The following is a 16,303-nucleotide window of genomic DNA, read 5'->3' as shown; positions in this document are numbered from 1 at the left end:
AGTGCGATTTGTCTCACTTAATATAGAACGCCAACCACCCTTCTGACTGATAGTGCGATAGGCACATCATGGGTTTGTTCAGAGACTTCGGTTGCAACAACAATTGACGATCCCAGACCGCCAATTGTCTCAAGTTGTAGGAGGTGGGCAGATCGCCCGGGAAGACGAGACCCGAGGCGTTTGAAAACGCAAGCCCCGTCTCCTAAAGTTACCGCGACCAGCGCGCCTTCCACACCACCCAACTGAGCCGTTGTAAGCTCTTCTCCGCCAAGAACGATTTGTCCGGGCAATGCCAGCGGAATTGCGCTGTCCTCCTTCACACGATAAGCCACCTTCACGGCACGGAGTTCGGCCACCTCGTCCAAAGGGGTCGCTTCACCTTTTCCGACCGGAGGTGGCATATCCGTGAAAATGGCCCCGACCACGCGGTGCAAGCGAATTTTGCTTTCATCATAGGTCATTGTCGGCCTGCTATTGCGAGGATCGGGCATCAGCGTCGTCAACGAAATCCCGATCGAACCAGGTGAGCGCGATAGCCGTCGGGCAAAGATCTGATTGCGATCTCGCGCAATCACAAGGTTCTGGTCCCTTCCTGGGTAAGGTTCAGCCTCCACCACAGCGACCGAGCCTGAAGGAACCGCGAACCCAAGTGTTTCCCCACGAATGTAATAAAGTGATTTTCCTTCGAACCAACCGTCATCCAGCGTCTCGCACGACGTGTCCTGTGAAGCTTCTGATCCACCAGATCTTACAAAAGCTGCGATATCTTGAAAGATAGGCACGTTAAATTTGGGTGACGCCATCGGTCGAAGCGCAATCACTGTAACATTGTCCTGATCAGCCGCTGCGAGCGGTTCTCGCCAACGATGCAGGCGAAATTGCTCATGCAGCTTGTCGACACGGGACCGAAGGCGAGAAAAAGTTTCGTCGAGGTTCTTCACATCCATGTATTTGATAGATGCTTTGTCATGATGAGACTGGTTTAGCACACGTCTCGCATCTGCACCCTCTGCAAGAGCGTTATCGTCGACGAACTGCTTGACTTGTGGGTGCTTGAAAAGCTCATCCGTGCCGGAGTTGACCAAAGCACGCAAACGATCGACAAGCGAGACCAGTGTTGGCGCCTTCGTTGGCGAAGTATATGCCGGATGGGCAACACTGTCGAACAGATCGCCCAGTCGGCCTTCTATGTACACGCGCATGTCAGAGGCATAGTCCTGCGCAAACGCGTGATTGTCCGGGTCATCCAGAAATGCTTTGCGCTTGCGGACTATCTCTTCTTGAGCGGGCGCGACAAATACAGTCGGATGAACGCTATTCACCGGATGAACAGATAAATGTTCAACTTTCTCGCGATGCTCGGCTACAAGACAACGCGCGAACTTCCGGTCATGTGACGTGACGATCAGTTGCGCATCCCCAGCGAGTTGAGATAGACCACGAGCCAGCCGTTCGCGATTGTCGTTGTCCAGTAGCTCTTGAGGATCGTCGAGAACCAAGGTCCGTACGCCCCCGCGTTGTTTCAGAACATGCTCGCGAAAAGCCAGAAAGAAGCCGAACAAAGCGCCACGCAACGCCGACGCATTGGAAATGTGCTGCGCAGGCGCATTTACACCATCTCTCCCCACCTGAAGCCCCAAAATGCCCTTTGCATCCATGACAGTGCCCGTAAGGTCAGGAGCATAGGTCGTGGCGTTTAAAAATATCGCCCGGCGCCAGAAGTCGGTCCGCGCCTCCAGCTTAGTCCGCAGATCATCAACCTGCGCCTGAGCTAGGGCTCCAAGTGGTACCAGTAGTTCAAGCGCCGTCACAGCCCTACCGCAAAGAGCTATGCGTTCTCGCTTCTTTTCGCGCTCTCCGCGACGCGCTTCCATTCGCCCGACAAGCGTCGCTGCACTGTTCAGCGGAGCAACACTCTCGACGATAGAAAGCAATCCGGAAAGACGACGCCCAATTGCCCGATCTGCGTCGGCTGCACCGTCCTCGCCGTGCCGCAGGGCGCGAATGAAGTTATGCAATTGCACCCTATTCTCGACACGCCACCTTGCGAAAGATATCGCCCGGTCGATGCGCTGCATCAACACCAGAAGCTCATGCGCGAGTTCCGCGATATTCGGAGGCATCGACCGTTCTGTTGGTTCTTGAAATTCGGGCAGTTGAGCAGCCCGTTCTTTCACCAGCGGAGTGGCATCGACCGTAATCGCTGACAAAGCGCCCTTAAAGCTCTCAGTCGCAAAGAGCTCTGTCGTCATCGCAGTGATCAGAAGATCGGCTGGCCGATCAGGAAGTTCCTGCCGAACTTCGTTCGCTATAGCATCAGGCAGCTCTTTCATAAGTCTGCCATGCCATCCCGAGGCCCACTGGGCGACGGTTTGCGCGACCAGGTCGCGGTCACGCTCCGCTTCTGCGAGATGCGTGATGACGGGCACATCGGTAATCGGATCGCACGCGTCTCGAATGTCGCCAGCACACAATGGGCAATGATCACCATGCGAACGTCCATGTTCGTGAAGCCATACCGAAACCAAAGCATACAGACGTGCTCGCGCTGCACGGTCCGGTGCCGCAGCGAGCTCCGCCAGCGTTTTGGCTTCACGCCCCACTGTCTCAAGAAGGTCATTCACTTTTTTCTGCTCTTCCGCATCAGCTGAAAGCGCCAGAAAACGCGCGAATGAAGGCAATTGTTGAATATGCTGAAGTTCGGCAATAGCTGGCTGGATATTGCCCTCAAGATCCTCCCGCGCGGACTTATTTTCAGGATTGAATCCGTCACCAAGGACAGTTCGTGCTTCGGCCAATGCCTTAGATTTAGTATCTAAAAAATGCTTCGCAATGGCAGCCAACTGTTCACGTCCATCATCTGCCTGAATACCCGGCAATTCACCATCATACGCAATGTCGCCGTGCTCGGAAATTACTGCCTCAAGATCGTCACGCGCTTCCCCGTATCGGATGGCGATCTTATCGATACCCTGTTCGATCTCCTTTACGGACCGCTTCGATATCCGTTCGGCAGCTTTCGATGCATGTTTTGCCAGATCAACTAAATCAGCCAACCCTGTCAGTCGTGCAACCGCCTGGCCCAACTGCGATGTCGAGCCAACTGAAAGAAACGGCAATAGGGCTGGCATGGAAGTGGCAATGCGCCACGCAATTGGATCGACACCTGCCGAACCTAAATTTGGTCCGCTTTCTTGCAGCTTGCCACGAGAATTCCGGGACTGGGCCCGGCGCAACGGCGGAAGATCGGTGCCATCGGCATCTGTAAAAACCAGCTCAACCCATGTATCCGCTGGAATGGGTTGCCCATCGGCTGGCAACTCGCTGTTGCCGTTCGGCATCGGCGTCACAGACGACATCATGTGAGTAGATACACTGCCATCTGAGCGCGTTATCTCGCAGGCGAATTCGGTTGTACCAGGTTCGGGCGCTCGTTGAGAACGGATTATATCTCCCGTAAGGCACCATACAATTGCGTTCAGGATTGAGGTCTTTCCCGACCCGTTCGCGCCTTCGAACAACGTTGCATCTTTGGATGGAACAAATGTGAAAGTCCCGGGTGCTTCTGTGGATGATCCATATGCGTGAATACCAGCAAATCGATGTGCGGTCAGCCTCTTCAGCCGCAAGGAACGCTTGACGTGCGTTTCTCTGGTAACGGTTCCGTCATTATTGATAGCAGGCGGCTTTTCACCGGCGGCATCTATGATTGACTCAATATCAACTCCACTGAGGTTTCCGGCCCATTTCGAAGCATTCTTGCGATACCATTCGAGAACTGAACGGCTATCATCAGTCCCCAGAGAAAAGACGGCTCCTCCTGCCACGATCACCTCGCGGCCGTCCACCAGATCCGAAAGGAGCACGTCCGTCGTTAGTAGATGGATGTCACGCGGTGCTTGCTTGTTAGCTTGCATTATTTCGCCTCCCGGTTGTCCGTCTCGTATTCCTGCCCGTAATGAGAATAACTGAGGGTAACTGGAAGTTCGAGTCCTTCCCTTGGTGCTTCAAAAATCTCACCGTTTGCTTCCACACGGAGGTCGGCTACTGCGTTCGCATCGCAAGCACTGCCATTCAGGATTTCTGCACTACAGACGAATGACAATTCTGGCGAATGCGTTAATGCAGAACTTCGCCCTCCCGGATGTCGGCTCGGGGCCGATCACGTCGTTTGATAGTAGGCGCGGAAATCCCCCTTGCGCTCAGCACGTCGGCTCCACTATGCTCCGTGGGTGATACACAAGACCAAACCAAGCCCACTTCCCGGCCAAATTTAACCGTTATATTTCAATGAGTTGCGCAAGCAATGCTCCGATCCCTACCGCCGGAGCCAATAATCCTAGTTTTCATTGGATAAATTGGCGCACTATAAATTCTACTAACAACCTACTCTTGCTTTCGCGGGGAGTTGTTCGCGCCTTTCCAGCCCGTCGAACGCTCACGAAGACGTGACCACGTGTCGCACGTTGCCAGACAAGCTGCATTCCAGCTTCGCCCGTAAAACGCCACACAAACACGTTATCCGTGTTAAAGTCGCAGCATTGAATCACTAGCGAGGATAACTGCTTGGACGGGAATTCTGTGGTTGTTTTGGTGTTGGCGCTTGCGTCAATCGTGTCGTTGGCGGGGGTGATCTACCCATTCAAGCCGTTCAAGAGCCGTTGGGTTGCATTGGCGTCCTTCGTCGGTTGCTTCGTTCTTATCGGCGTGACCGGGCCTTCACCGGAAACTGCGGAAACCGCTATACCGGAAGTAAACGAACGTCCATGGGCTGCGCCCGAAGGTGACGAACGGCTATGAGTCACTTCCGAACGGTTGAACCGTCGCACCTGCCCGTCGGAAAGCTGCGGCGTTGTAGGGCAATTGTTCTTTCGTGAAGGCGTGACCGTGCATGAAGAACGCGACGGTTGGGCGCGGATCACACAAGCCTATGACGCGTCATGCGTCGGCGGTCGAAGCGAGTATGTCGATACGGGCAACGCCGCTTGCGACCCTGCGAACGGAATTGCCGACGGGCAGTTCGCCGAATGGGTGTCGGTGGAATATCTATCGGAAACCCGCCCGCCTGATCCGGCTGCGGGTGCGTCGGGGATTGAAGAATTGTTGTCCGGGTCCGACGACTTTGCACGATACCGAACCGCGTTTGCGGAAGCGGCCCAATCGCTTATCGCACAACGCCGCTGCACCGAACGCGACTTCCGCGACATGGGCGGTTGGGTCAAGTCTACCAACCATCGCAACCAACCTATCTACTTCACCTACTGCGGTGGCGCGTCGGTAACCAACCGGCTGTATTTGAACGCAGATACGGGCGCGATTTTCAGATAAAAATGCCCCCGGCTGCGTCGGTGCACGCGAACCGGGGCTAGTTGCCCTTGGCACTAGGGTTGGGCTGTCAGGGGTGTTCGCACAGGGCCGCGACGGTTGACCGCTGATCGGCGGGGATTGCCCACAGGGGCACCGCCAAGACGGCCACGGCGGCAAGGTCAAGGTCGCCCAGCCCTTCCCCCGTCAGAACGCCCATGATGCTCACGCCGGGATCGTCCAGGGCGATTGTCAACACGTCGGGCAGGTCTAGCCCTAGCCTGTGCCCGAACAGGTGCCGCACGCGCTCTACAGGCGACGGTAGGCCGTCAACGACCCGTTCGATGCGGTCGGCGGCGAAGGGTGCCGCTAGCTGGCCCATGGGCACCAAGAACACCAAGCCCCCGTCGGCAAGTTCGGTCAGGTCAACCTGCGGCCCTGCGGGCGTGTCGGGGTCAATCGGCAACAGGGCGGCGAACGGCGCGGGGAATACCCAATCGCCGTCCATAGGGCTGCGGAACTTGCCGGGGCTACTGGCCTTCACCCATGCGACAATTGCCCCGATATCCTGCGCCGCTTGTGTCATTAGACTTGCGACGCTTCGGCTTCGGCAACGACTTCTTCGTTGAAATACGACGAATAAATATCACCGATAACTGCGTCATAGCCTTTGACGGCCTTACCGACGTTCAATCCCTCATTGAGCATATCCCAACCTTTCGGTGCCCACAGTTCAGCGGCCTTACCGGCCATGATCGTGTGAACGTCCTTGGCCATGTTCAAAAGCTGTGCGGGGCTGTGGTAGATCGCAGCGGCAATCGGCAGACTGTCACGATAGCCTTCGTTGATGCGGGCCAGTCCTTCCGGGGTGCCCTTGTTGTCGCGCACCCATTGGCGCACTTCGGAGTAAAGATAGCCGTATTCATCTTTCGGCCCAAGGGTGCCTTCGACCATCTGTCCACCTTCGGCAGTAAGTTCGTCAGCAATCTTGGCGACATGCTCTTGGGTGCGTCGAATATCTGCACCAATGACGTTGGCAAGATCGCGGGCGAAAAGGTGTTTCTGGTATTGGTTCTTGGTCTTGTCACCGGCCACGCGCGACGCTTTGTCGGTCATTTCCTTGATCCGGGCAATCTGGCCTTCCACGTCCTTTTGAATGGACGGGTATTTGGCCCCAAGTTTCAGGCCAAGATAAGTTGAAAGCCGAAGCTTTTGCATCGTTTCTTCGCGGCCCCGGACAAGCGATAGGTTGCTACCAAGATTGCTTCCGATTGTTGCTTTTCCCATGACGTTCAATGTGCCGTTCCTTCGAAATGGGCGCTTTGGATAAGCCGCGCCTGTTGGGCTTCGAGTTGTTCGGACCATTGGTCGTCGGTGCCGAAGTCGGTCACGCACATAATGCGCTTGGCCTTCGGCATGGGGCCGACAAGCTGGCCTTCGGGCGTGAACCGCGCGACCGAATTGTGAATGATGCTTGGCCGCTTCCCGCGCCGTTCCAGCTTTGCCAATCTGCCCATGAGAAAACGCGCCATTAAGTTTCGCCCGGCTCAAGGGCTTCAAGCCGCTTTTCAAAATCGCCGTCCGACACCATGCGACCGATGATTGCGAGCATGTTCACAAGGCGCGACGCGTCCTCTACTTTCAGATCGCCACAGACGGCTTTGCGGTAAATGCGTGCGGCTTCCCGGCGTGCATTGCTCACGGTATCCAGCCGAACCCGGCTGCGGCGGGGCTTGACGGGGGTTCCATCGGAAGTGTCTTGTTGCTCTAGCAAATTCACAGGTGCTGACCGACTATTTTGACCATTTCGCTACGACAAGCACCCAAAATTGCCGTCGGTCAAAGGCTATTCGGACAACGTGAATACCCAAGAAAACCAAAGAACTATTCTACGACGAAGCGACGCCGGATACGGCACTCAAACCTTAATTCGTGCGTAGAAAGTTAGTAGTATGTCTACGTTCGAAAAATATGTCTTGTTATCAGCATTGTTTGGCAGAAAAAGGTTCCACCAAGTTTCAGGCGCGGCGCTTTTCCATAAGTTCGGCGACAAGCTGGCGCACTTCGTCGTCGGTCTTCCCGGCCAAGCGTGCGTTGGGAATTGCAGTTATTTAGTGCTGCGGAAACACGACGAAACGGCGCGACAGGGCGACGGGTTTTACGAACAAGCCCCGGTTAACATGCCATATCCATTGCCCGGCACGGCCATCTGAAAGATGCTGGCGAGAGGGGACATCGCCGAGGTTCAGACGGTGGAAGGCAAGCTCTATCTCTTTGTAGGCATTGATCGGACCAGCAAGTTTGCAGCCAAGCAACTCGTGGACAAGGCGGATCGCAAAACTGCCTGGGAGTTCCTTGAGCATCTGCTCAAGGCCGTCCCTTATCGTATTCATACGATCCTGACCGACAATGGCATCCGGTTCGCCGGGCAGTCCCGCAACCGGAACACAGCATACGCGCGGCAAATGCGCTTCGACATAATCTGCGAGGCCAACGCGATCGAGCATCGACTGACCAAGCCAAACCATCCGTGGACCAATGGCCAAGTCGAACGAATGAACCGCACGATCAAGGATGCGACGGTGAAACGATACCACGACGACAGCCACGAGCAGCTGCGCACGCACCTCACCGACTTCATGGACGCATGCAACTTCGCACGCAGACCAAAAACCCTCAATGGTCTCACGCCCTACGAATACGTCTGCAAAAACTGGACCTCAGAGCCAGATCGATTCAGCTGAGATCCGAGCCACCGGATGCGCTAATGAACACCTAGGGACACCTCCTTTCAAATGAGCTTAGGTCGTTCTATTTGAAGGGTACCTTCAGTATGACAACCCCAACAGCTAGACCCCGATTTCTTCGGAGGGATTGTCCAGCAAGTCGCGCAACCGCTCCATCGCGGCCGCGAAGCTTTTCAGCGAAACGCCCGCATTTATCCCCATGCGCACGGCATGGGGCGTCTGTGCGGTGCGGGTTGCGAATTCTTCGGCCGCTCGCACGCGGACGCCCCGCGTCTCTGCGGCGCGGCAAAATGCACTGGCGCGCCAGCCTTCGGGCAATACCAGCCAGACAAAGGGCACATCCCTGCGCCAGTGCAGATCGAAGCTGCCGAGGGCGTTGACGGCAGTCTTTACGTATTCGCCGACCCCCTCGCGACAGCGCGCCATGATCGGTTCGAGGTCCGGATGCGCCAGCAGTGCGGCGGCAAGATCCGTCATCGGCGTTGCCAGCCCGAAAAAACTGTGTTCCGCGGATCGGTGAAGCGCGCCGCTTCGGTCACGCGGTCCGATCGCACATCCCAACCGGAGTGCCGGTGTCACCGTTTTCGACAGAGATGTCGCGTACCAGCCCCGCTCTGGCGCAAGTGCCCGGTATCCTTCGCTTTGTGCTTCGCCCATCCGGTAGCAATCGTCCTCGAGAATTTGCAGATCATGGGCGCGCGCCACCGCCACGATGTCCTGTCGCCGCGACAAGGGCGTGTAACCGCAGGTTGGGCTATGCACCTCCGGCGACGTACAGATGATCTGACCTTCGGGGTATCGTTCGGCGGCGGCGGCCAGCGCATCGGGGATAATTCCGTCACAGTCCATCGCTACGGGCACCACCTCGGCGCGCAGCACTTCTGCCGCACGACGGAACCCCGGATAGCACAGTTCCTCGACGAAGATCACCGGTCTGCGCCCCTTCAAAATGGTCTGGTAGGTCAGCAAGATTGCGTTCTGGCCGCCATGGGACAGCGCGATATCGCGCTCTTCCACCGCACCGATCGGCGTGCCGCGCAACCAATGGACCATCGCCTCGCGCGCGGCCTTTGCACCGCGCCGCGAAGGATAGTGCATCATACCCGACGGCGGATCTTGGGCGACTTCGGCCAACAACCGACGGATCAGGGCCGCCTGCCCCATGTTGGGCAGATGCGGTGAGAACAGGTTGACGTTGAAGCTGTCGCCACCCGTGGTGTGCGGGATTGGGTCTACCTCGATCAGATTGAGCGGCGGTTGAGGATCGGTATCGCCTGCCACAAAGGTGCCACGACCAACTTCGGCGCTCAGCAGACCCTCGTCGGTCAACAAGGTATAGGCACGCGCCACGGTGCCAGGTGTCATTCCCAGCGTCCAGCCAAGTTCGCGCACCGGTGGAAGCTTGGCCCCCTTGCCGAGCCTGCCCGCCGCTATCGCGTCACGGATCGCCGCGACGACCGCCCGGTATTTCGGCTTGATTGTCGGATCGACCTCCGGCACCCAAATTGTATCCATTACAATATTCCTGTAGCGGCTCGATATTATGTATTGTACCAATTTTGTATGGCCATCCCGCCACATTGTGTCAATACAATTATTCAAGGAGCTTTTCCCATGACACGCGCAGCCGATCTGACATCCAACGCACTTGCCGTTCTGAATACATCGCACAGCTTGCCGCTGGCGGCGGTGATCAGTGTCAAATTTGCTGCATATGTAACGACATGGGCGACCCGCCGCCGCACTCGACTGGCCCTCGAAAGCCTTGAGGCATGGCAGTTGAGCGACGTGGGACTGACACCTGCCGCTGCGCAGCGCGAAGCGCGCAAGGTGTTCTGGAAGGCGTGACATCCCCGTGACGTCCAGCCAGACCTCTTCGACTTGGGCAGGGTAATCACCCTGCCCTTTTTTGGTACACTGGCGTGTCAGGCCATCAACATGTCGCTCTTCGATCCCGCCGGCGGGATCGCATAGGTCATCGTCGCCTGCGCCACCGGCGCCGGGTGGCCGTCGGAATACAGCAGGATATGCGATACCGACAATTGCCTGCCCAGTTTCAGAATTTGTGCATGAGCGATCAGATCCGTCGCTGCGGCAGGTTTGCGCAGGAAATCCAGCGAGCAGCTCGTCGTGACCGCGAGCGCCTTGGGTCCGATCATCGCCAGCGTCACGAGATAGGCCGATACATCCGCCAGTGCGAACATCGACGGTCCAGATACCGTGCCGCCGGGGCGCAGATGCTTTTCGCCGACCTTCAGCCGCACTGTCACCTCGTTCGCCTTTACATCATCGACAGTGAAATCGTCCGCCACCTGCTTGAAGGTGGCGTGCAGAAGCGCCATCAACGCGTTTGCATCCATTACCGGCTCTCGTTTGTCGACCATACTTGTTCTCCCGTGCATTATCGGCCTAAGTTTGACGGAACACGGGAGGGGCGCAAGATGGCAATTCTGGAAGTGACGCAGCGGCAGGCGGTCGTGCATCTGACAATGAACAGCCCCGAGCGGCTCAATGCGCTTTCCGACGAGATGCTCGCAGCCCTGCACGACACGTTGAACCGGCTGGCGGAGGACACCTCTTGCCGAGTGATCACCCTTGCGGGTGCCGGCAAGGCATTCTGCGCGGGCCACGATCTGCGCCAGATGCAGGCGATGCGCCAGAGCGCGGATGGCGGTGCTGCGAAATTCGCCGACCTTTTCGCGCGCTGTACCGATGTGATGCTGCGCATCCAGTCGATGCCCCAGCCGGTGATAGCGCAAGTGCACGGCATCGCCACCGCCGCCGGCTGCCAGCTTGTCGCCACCTGCGACATGGCGGTGGCCGCGCAGGGCACGCGATTTGGTGTCAACGGGGTGAACATCGGGCTGTTCTGCTCGACGCCGATGGTTGCGCTCAGCCGCAACATCGCGCCGAAAAAAGCCTTTGAAATGCTGACCACCGGCGATTTCATTGACGCCGCCCGCGCCGAAGATCTGGGCCTGATCAACCGTGCTGTCCCTGCCGACACGCTTGAAGCGGAAACAGCCGAACTCGCCGACCGCATCGCGTCAAAGCTGGGCGCCGCCGTGCGCATCGGCAAGCGTGCATTTTACGAGCAACTGGCGATGCCGACGGCGCAGGCTTACGCTTTTACCGGCGATGTCATGGTCGAAAACCTCGCGTTGTCCGACACCCGCGAGGGCATGCAGGCCTTCATCGACAAGCGTGATCCCGACTGGTCGCAGTAACTGTTTCACGTTTGCGGACGGTGAATTTCCAACTCGTTTGTGTCAAAATTGCGGAAACCCGACTAGGTTGGCCTCTGTTATCTTGAGGATCCGCCCTATGTCGAACCGTTTTGCGATAGCCCTAGGCGCCGCGGCCTTGTGCATGGTGGCTTTCGGATCCGTCGGCACGGCCGGACCTTTGCCCGGTCCCGTTACCGATGATGATTTTTACCAGTTTCCGGAGGCGCTTGTCGGTCTCGGGCGGGATTTGTTTTTCGATCCCGTGCTGTCGGGCAACAAGAACATCGCCTGCGCCACCTGTCACCATCCCACATTGGGCACCGGCGACGCCCTGTCGCTGTCCATCGGTGAAGGAGGCGCTGGCCTGGGGGCGTTGCGCAAGGTCATGGCCGGGAACATCCCCAAAGCGCTGATCCCGCGAAATGCGCCGGCGCTGTTCAACCTTGGCGCCAAGGAATTCACGGTGATGTTCCACGACGGGCGCACCGCAAAGGACCACCGTGCGATGTTCGGCATAAGGATGCCGCCGGGACGCACGCTGGAACGGCCGGTGATATCGCCCTTGGCGGCACAGAACATCCTCCCGATCCTGTCACCTGACGAAATGGCAGGTCAGCCCGGCGAAAACGACATTGCGGATGCCGTCGCGGCGGAGCGGATCCACGGTCCGGACGGAGCCTGGGGGCTCTTGGCGAACCGTGTCCGGAAGATCCCCGAATACAACGCCCGCTTTTCCGACGTCGGCATCGAGGATATTCACATCACTGACATTGGCACGGCCCTGTCCGCCTTCATCGGGATGGAGTTCCGCGCCACAGACAGCCCGTTCGACCGCTTTCTTGCGGGCGAGGACACGATGAGCGCCGATGCTCTCGACGGGATGGACCTGTTCTATGGCAAGGCGCGTTGCAGCACCTGCCACTCTGGCCCCTTCCAGACCGACCATGAATTCTATGCCATCGGCCTTCCTCAGTTGGGTCCCGGAAAAAACGGCAATGTGACCTATGCCGACACCGGGCACGGTCTGGTGTCGAAGTATCTCGACGACATGTACCGCTTTCGCACACCGACGCTCCGCAACGTCACACGAACCGCACCTTACGGACATAACGGAGCCTACAGCGACCTGGAAGATATGGTGCGCCACCATCTTGATCCGGTCGGCAGTCTTGCTAAGTATGACAGATCGGCGGCCAAACTGCCTGCCGACATGGTCGCGGACGACTGGATGGCGATGGATGATTTCGACGAGGTGATGCGGATCGCCGAGGCGATCGAGATCCCGGATGTCTCCCTCGACGATGTCGAGATCGCCAAAATCATGGCCTTCCTGCAAAGCCTGACAGATCCGTCCGCCGGAAGCTCCGGTCTTGGCCTACCGCAGTCGGTGCCTTCGGGCCTGCCCCTCGATCTGGTGCAGCCTCCTTCCTGACCCCCCACCGTTTCGGCAAGAAAACGCCCCGTCCGCCAGCTTATCTCATCTCGATGCAACTGTTTCAAAACGTCAGCCAGATTGTTGCCAAACTACCGCTGGCAAATCTGGCGGAAATGGGGCACAAATGGGTCAAGGCAATGACCTTGCACACTTTGGGTCGCCGTGAGCGGAAGGTTCCTCCAGATCAGGCTCTCATCTGATCGATCATTCCCGCAACGGCGACCACAAATTCCCGCGCCATGGGTCGACGATGCGTCGGACAACCTAGGTAATAGAGGCTGTTGCGCAGCAGCGCGCTGTCGCTTATCTGCGCAGTATGGATAAAACTCTGCACATCATCGGCGGCGGTATGGCCGGTTCCGAAGCGGCCTGGCAGGCGGCACATCTCGGGCTTGACGTCGTGATCCACGAAATGCGTCCCAAGGTCGGCACATTCGCGCATCAGACCGGGCTTTTGGGGGAAATGGTGTGCTCGAATTCGTTCCGTTCGGACGACAGCGAGCAGAACGCAGTGGGTCTCCTGCACTGGGAAATGCGCGCGGCTAACGGACTCATCATGCAAACAGCGCAAAAACATCGACTGCCGGCCGGCGGTGCGCTTGCCGTTGACCGCGATCCCTTCGCGCAATCGGTGACGGACGCGCTTCTGGCGCTGCCCAACGTGCGTGTCGATTACGAAGAGATCACCGAGTTGCCGCGTGACGGACATTGGATCATTGCAACCGGTCCGCTCACGTCCACCGCGCTGGGGGCGTCGATCGCTGCCGAAACCGGAGCGGACGCGCTGGCTTTCTTCGATGCAATCGCCCCCATCGTCTATTTCGACAGCATCGATATGTCGAAAGCATGGATGCAGTCGCGCTATGACAAGGGCGAAACCGAAGAGGAGCGTACCGCATACCTCAACTGCCCGATGGACAAGGCGCAGTACGAGGCGTTCATCGACGCGTTGGATGCGGCTGAGAAAACCGAGTTTCACGAAGGTGAGACGGCCGGCTATTTCGACGGCTGCCTGCCCATAGAGGTGATGGCGGAGCGCGGGCGCGAGACGCTGCGGTTCGGTCCCATGAAACCGGTGGGCCTGACCAACCCGCACCAGCCGGATGTCAAACCCTACGCCGTCGTGCAGCTACGCCGCGACAACAAACTGGGTACACTTTATAATATCGTCGGCTTCCAGACCAAGATGAAGTATGGCGCGCAAACGGATGTTTTCAGACGGATTCCTGGTTTGGAAAATGCCAGCTTTGCGAGATTGGGCGGCATTCACCGCAACACATTCCTTAACTCGCCAACCTTGCTGGACGGGCAGATGCGCCTGCGCAGCCAACCTCATATCCGGTTCGCGGGCCAGATCACCGGCGTCGAAGGCTACGTCGAATCGGCGGCGATGGGTCTGCTTGCCGGACGGTTGGCGGCGGCGGAAATGACCGGCACTGCGCTGTCGACGCCACCTGCGACAACCGCGAGCGGTGCGTTGATCACGCATATCTCGGGCGGAGCGGAGGCGAAAACCTTTCAGCCGATGAACGTGAATTTCGGGCTTTTCCCAGCCGTCGAAGGGCTGAAAAGCGGTCGGCGGGGGCGCAAGGACCGTTACAAGGCCTATACAGATCGTGCTAAGGTCGATTGGCAGGACTGGCTCAAGGGTTAACACTGGACAGCAGAGCGTGCGGCTTTACTCTGTATCATCATGAGTAATTTTTTTTTCGACCGGGCCTATGCCGCCCGCACAGCCGATGAAACCCGCGCCTTCCGCGATGCATGGGCCGCGACTTTCGACACCGAAGCCGCCGCAGCCGGATATGCGACACCGGTGCGCTGCGCGGCTGCGTTGGCCCGATTCAGCCATGCGTCGACTGTTCTGGACTTCGGCTGCGGCACCGGGCTGTCCGGCGCTGCGCTCAAGCAGGCGGGGTTCGCGTGCATCGACGGGGCCGACCTGTCGCCGGATATGCTTGCACGGGCCGCAGACAAACAGATCTATCGCTCTCTGACACAGTTAGACAGCGAACCTCACATCAGCGGCGGCTACGACGCTATCGCAGCGGTTGATATCATTGGGTCCAGCGCGGCACCGATGGCGGTTTTTGACAGGCTTCTGCGTGCGCTCAACCGGGGGGGAAAACTGGTATTTTCGCTCGACGACCGCGCCCTCGCCGATCCTGTCAGTATCTCTGGCATGAACGAGTGGCTGGACTGTGGTGCCGCACGGCTACTATTCGTCGAATACGGCGACCATCTACCTGAACTCCAGGTGAAGGCCAACGTCTACGTTATTGAAAAAGCATGACTTTGATCACCCGTTTCGCCCCTTCGCCAACGGGGCCATTGCATCTTGGTCATGCGTATTCCGCCCTGCGCGCCTATGACCTCGCACAGTCGGCGGGTGGCGTCTTTCTGCTGCGCATAGAGGACATCGATCTGTCTCGCGCCCGACCTGCCTGGGAGGCGCAGATTTACGAGGACCTTTCCTGGCTCGGAGTGTCTTGGCCCGAGCCGGTCATGCGACAGTCCGACCGCCGCGCCGCCTACTCCGACACGCTCGACCATCTGTGGGCGCGGGGGTTGCTCTATCCATGCGCCTGTCGGCGCGCCGATATCGCAGCCGCCGCGTCCGCGCCGCAAGAAGGTGTATCGCTTGGCCCCGACGGCATTGTTTATCCCGGAACGTGCCGTCCTTTCACCCCCATCACCGGACCGCGCCCGCAGCACATACCCCTCAGACTGGATATGCGTCGCGCGTGTGATCACGCGGGACTGCAAGTGGCCGACGATCTTATCACGTTTACGGAGAAAGGCGCAGGTCCGCAGGGCGAGACGGGGCGGATCACTTTGACCCGGAACATGCTTGTTCACGAAGTTGGCGACGTCATCCTGTCGCGGCGCGACATGGCGACATCCTATCACCTCTCGGTGGTTGTCGATGACGCTGACCAAGGAATTACGGATGTGGTCAGGGGAGAGGATCTTTTCGAGGCGACCGGAATACATGTCATCCTCCAACGTCTTCTCGATCTGCACACACCCGTCTATCGTCACCATCCGCTTGTGCGGGATGCCACCGGCAAGCGGTTGGCAAAACGCGACGACGCGCGCGCGATCCATCTGTTTCGCACGGAGGGCGCATCACCCGCCGAAATCCGCAAGATGGTCGGGCTCGCGCCCTAGCTGTCGGCAGACAGATCCGTTTCGCCGTGTGCATCAACGCCAGTAAAAAAACAGCTGCGGCGGCCGGTGTGGCAGGCGGGACCGATCTGTGCGACCTGCATCAGAATGCAATCACGGTCACAATCCACCCGCATTTCCTTGAGGGTCTGCACGTTGCCCGACGTCGCACCCTTGGCCCAGAATTCGCCGCGCGAACGGCTCCAATAAGTGACCTGTCCGGTTTCGAGCGTGCGGGAGATGCTTTCGGCGTTCATCCACGCCATCATCAGAACCTCACCCGTCCGGTGGTCTTGTGCGATAGCGGGGATAAGCCCCGAGTCGTTGAAGGTCAGGGTGGTCGGGTCAAAAGACATGTGGGATAGCCTCGCTTCAGAAAAATTTGCATCCTGTCCGGATGCGCTTATGTAGTGAATCGGGTG

General features: G+C 58.2%; 18 protein-coding genes and 1 pseudogene. 11 read left to right on the top strand and 8 right to left on the bottom strand.

Features of this window, described 5'->3' with window-relative positions:
* Window positions 1-17 precede the first annotated feature (17 nt).
* The gene (locus tag Q1A06_RS03400) at window positions 18-3,917 is read right to left on the bottom strand and encodes an AAA family ATPase (RefSeq protein WP_299558632.1); all 3,900 of its coding nucleotides are present in this window, start codon (window positions 3,915-3,917) and stop codon (window positions 18-20) included.
* 649 nt (window positions 3,918-4,566) lie between these two features.
* Here Q1A06_RS03400 and Q1A06_RS03395 point away from each other — a divergent pair.
* On the top strand, window positions 4,567-4,800 hold the full coding sequence (locus tag Q1A06_RS03395; RefSeq protein WP_299558630.1) for a hypothetical protein: 234 nt from the start codon (window positions 4,567-4,569) through the stop codon (window positions 4,798-4,800).
* A 15-nt stretch (window positions 4,801-4,815) separates the two neighbouring features.
* Entirely contained in the window at window positions 4,816-5,328 is a 513-nt protein-coding gene (locus tag Q1A06_RS03390) for a hypothetical protein (protein ID WP_299558628.1), read from the top strand.
* A 67-nt stretch (window positions 5,329-5,395) separates the two neighbouring features.
* On the opposite strand, the gene Q1A06_RS03385 is transcribed toward Q1A06_RS03390, so the two are convergent.
* From Q1A06_RS03385 to Q1A06_RS03370, 4 genes are read right to left on the bottom strand one after another with little or no spacing between them, the layout of a single operon-like run.
* Entirely contained in the window at window positions 5,396-5,890 is a 495-nt protein-coding gene (locus Q1A06_RS03385; protein WP_299558626.1) for a hypothetical protein, read from the bottom strand.
* A complete protein-coding gene (locus tag Q1A06_RS03380) occupies window positions 5,890-6,591 on the bottom strand; it encodes a hypothetical protein (RefSeq protein WP_299558624.1) in 702 nt (233 codons plus the stop codon). Before Q1A06_RS03380 ends, Q1A06_RS03385 begins: the two co-directional genes overlap by 1 nt.
* Before the next feature lie 5 nt (window positions 6,592-6,596).
* On the bottom strand, window positions 6,597-6,836 hold the full coding sequence (locus Q1A06_RS03375) for a hypothetical protein (RefSeq protein WP_299558622.1): 240 nt from the start codon (window positions 6,834-6,836) through the stop codon (window positions 6,597-6,599).
* On the bottom strand, window positions 6,836-7,006 hold the full coding sequence (locus Q1A06_RS03370; protein WP_299558620.1) for a hypothetical protein: 171 nt from the start codon (window positions 7,004-7,006) through the stop codon (window positions 6,836-6,838). Before Q1A06_RS03370 ends, Q1A06_RS03375 begins: the two co-directional genes overlap by 1 nt.
* A 250-nt stretch (window positions 7,007-7,256) precedes the next feature.
* Between Q1A06_RS03370 and Q1A06_RS03365 the strand changes: the two genes are divergently transcribed.
* Window positions 7,257-7,517: a hypothetical protein gene (locus Q1A06_RS03365; RefSeq protein ID WP_299558618.1), complete on the top strand. Its 261-nt coding sequence runs from the start codon at window positions 7,257-7,259 to the stop codon at window positions 7,515-7,517.
* 18 nt (window positions 7,518-7,535) lie between these two features.
* Window positions 7,536-8,048 (top strand): annotated as a pseudogene (locus Q1A06_RS03360) (integrase core domain-containing protein); the annotation flags it as partial.
* A 105-nt stretch (window positions 8,049-8,153) separates the two neighbouring features.
* Here the strand turns inward: Q1A06_RS03360 and Q1A06_RS03355 are convergent.
* Window positions 8,154-9,566 (bottom strand): PLP-dependent aminotransferase family protein, encoded by a 1,413-nt coding sequence (locus Q1A06_RS03355; RefSeq protein WP_299558616.1) that lies wholly within the window; start codon window positions 9,564-9,566, stop codon window positions 8,154-8,156.
* Between the two features lie 99 nt (window positions 9,567-9,665).
* On the opposite strand from Q1A06_RS03355, the gene Q1A06_RS03350 reads away from it, so the two are divergent.
* Window positions 9,666-9,899, top strand: coding sequence for a DUF1127 domain-containing protein (locus Q1A06_RS03350; protein WP_299558614.1), 234 nt, complete (start codon window positions 9,666-9,668; stop codon window positions 9,897-9,899).
* Between the two features lie 77 nt (window positions 9,900-9,976).
* Here the strand turns inward: Q1A06_RS03350 and Q1A06_RS03345 are convergent, their stop codons facing one another.
* Window positions 9,977-10,435, bottom strand: coding sequence for a PaaI family thioesterase (locus tag Q1A06_RS03345; RefSeq protein WP_299558612.1), 459 nt, complete (start codon window positions 10,433-10,435; stop codon window positions 9,977-9,979).
* Between the two features lie 57 nt (window positions 10,436-10,492).
* Between Q1A06_RS03345 and Q1A06_RS03340 the strand changes: the two genes are divergently transcribed.
* From Q1A06_RS03340 to gluQRS, 6 genes are all read left to right on the top strand, one after another.
* Entirely contained in the window at window positions 10,493-11,278 is a 786-nt protein-coding gene (locus Q1A06_RS03340; protein WP_299558610.1) for an enoyl-CoA hydratase, read from the top strand.
* A gap of 97 nt (window positions 11,279-11,375) precedes the next feature.
* The gene (locus tag Q1A06_RS03335) at window positions 11,376-12,710 is read left to right on the top strand and encodes a cytochrome c peroxidase (protein WP_299558609.1); all 1,335 of its coding nucleotides are present in this window, start codon (window positions 11,376-11,378) and stop codon (window positions 12,708-12,710) included.
* A 53-nt stretch (window positions 12,711-12,763) separates the two neighbouring features.
* Entirely contained in the window at window positions 12,764-12,913 is a 150-nt protein-coding gene (locus tag Q1A06_RS03330; RefSeq protein ID WP_299558607.1) for a hypothetical protein, read from the top strand.
* Between the two features lie 116 nt (window positions 12,914-13,029).
* Complete coding sequence (gene trmFO / locus Q1A06_RS03325) at window positions 13,030-14,367, top strand: methylenetetrahydrofolate--tRNA-(uracil(54)-C(5))-methyltransferase (FADH(2)-oxidizing) TrmFO (protein WP_299558605.1); 1,338 nt, start codon at window positions 13,030-13,032, stop codon at window positions 14,365-14,367.
* A 39-nt stretch (window positions 14,368-14,406) separates the two neighbouring features.
* Window positions 14,407-15,006, top strand: coding sequence for a methyltransferase domain-containing protein (locus Q1A06_RS03320; protein WP_299558603.1), 600 nt, complete (start codon window positions 14,407-14,409; stop codon window positions 15,004-15,006).
* The gene (gluQRS, locus tag Q1A06_RS03315; RefSeq protein WP_299558601.1) at window positions 15,003-15,884 is read left to right on the top strand and encodes a tRNA glutamyl-Q(34) synthetase GluQRS; all 882 of its coding nucleotides are present in this window, start codon (window positions 15,003-15,005) and stop codon (window positions 15,882-15,884) included. Before Q1A06_RS03320 ends, gluQRS begins: the two co-directional genes overlap by 4 nt.
* Here gluQRS and hisI read toward each other — a convergent pair.
* Window positions 15,881-16,237: a phosphoribosyl-AMP cyclohydrolase gene (gene hisI, locus Q1A06_RS03310; protein ID WP_299558599.1), complete on the bottom strand. Its 357-nt coding sequence runs from the start codon at window positions 16,235-16,237 to the stop codon at window positions 15,881-15,883. The two genes, gluQRS and hisI, sit on opposite strands and share 4 nt — an antisense overlap.
* Between the last annotated feature and the right edge of the window lie 66 nt (window positions 16,238-16,303).

The sequence above is a fragment of the uncultured Sulfitobacter sp. genome (assembly GCF_947497275.1).
Lineage (GTDB): Bacteria > Pseudomonadota > Alphaproteobacteria > Rhodobacterales > Rhodobacteraceae > Sulfitobacter.
The sequence above is the reverse complement of the archived record's forward strand: the minus strand, read 5'-3'. Positions and strand labels throughout refer to the sequence as shown.

Coding starts and splice junctions, on each gene's coding strand:
- Q1A06_RS03375 (WP_299558622.1), bottom strand. CDS start 6,836: ATGGCGCGTTTTCTCATGGGCAGATTGGCAAAGCTGGAACGGCGCGGG.
- Q1A06_RS03345 (WP_299558612.1), bottom strand. CDS start 10,435: ATGGTCGACAAACGAGAGCCGGTAATGGATGCAAACGCGTTGATGGCG.
- Q1A06_RS03320 (WP_299558603.1), top strand. CDS start 14,407: ATGAGTAATTTTTTTTTCGACCGGGCCTATGCCGCCCGCACAGCCGAT.
- Q1A06_RS03385 (WP_299558626.1), bottom strand. CDS start 5,890: ATGACACAAGCGGCGCAGGATATCGGGGCAATTGTCGCATGGGTGAAG.
- Q1A06_RS03380 (WP_299558624.1), bottom strand. CDS start 6,591: ATGGGAAAAGCAACAATCGGAAGCAATCTTGGTAGCAACCTATCGCTT.
- hisI (WP_299558599.1), bottom strand. CDS start 16,237: ATGTCTTTTGACCCGACCACCCTGACCTTCAACGACTCGGGGCTTATC.
- Q1A06_RS03365 (WP_299558618.1), top strand. CDS start 7,257: ATGTCTACGTTCGAAAAATATGTCTTGTTATCAGCATTGTTTGGCAGA.
- Q1A06_RS03350 (WP_299558614.1), top strand. CDS start 9,666: ATGACACGCGCAGCCGATCTGACATCCAACGCACTTGCCGTTCTGAAT.
- Q1A06_RS03340 (WP_299558610.1), top strand. CDS start 10,493: ATGGCAATTCTGGAAGTGACGCAGCGGCAGGCGGTCGTGCATCTGACA.
- Q1A06_RS03355 (WP_299558616.1), bottom strand. CDS start 9,566: ATGGATACAATTTGGGTGCCGGAGGTCGATCCGACAATCAAGCCGAAA.
- Q1A06_RS03335 (WP_299558609.1), top strand. CDS start 11,376: ATGTCGAACCGTTTTGCGATAGCCCTAGGCGCCGCGGCCTTGTGCATG.
- gluQRS (WP_299558601.1), top strand. CDS start 15,003: ATGACTTTGATCACCCGTTTCGCCCCTTCGCCAACGGGGCCATTGCAT.
- Q1A06_RS03400 (WP_299558632.1), bottom strand. CDS start 3,917: ATGCAAGCTAACAAGCAAGCACCGCGTGACATCCATCTACTAACGACG.
- trmFO (WP_299558605.1), top strand. CDS start 13,030: ATGGATAAAACTCTGCACATCATCGGCGGCGGTATGGCCGGTTCCGAA.
- Q1A06_RS03330 (WP_299558607.1), top strand. CDS start 12,764: ATGCAACTGTTTCAAAACGTCAGCCAGATTGTTGCCAAACTACCGCTG.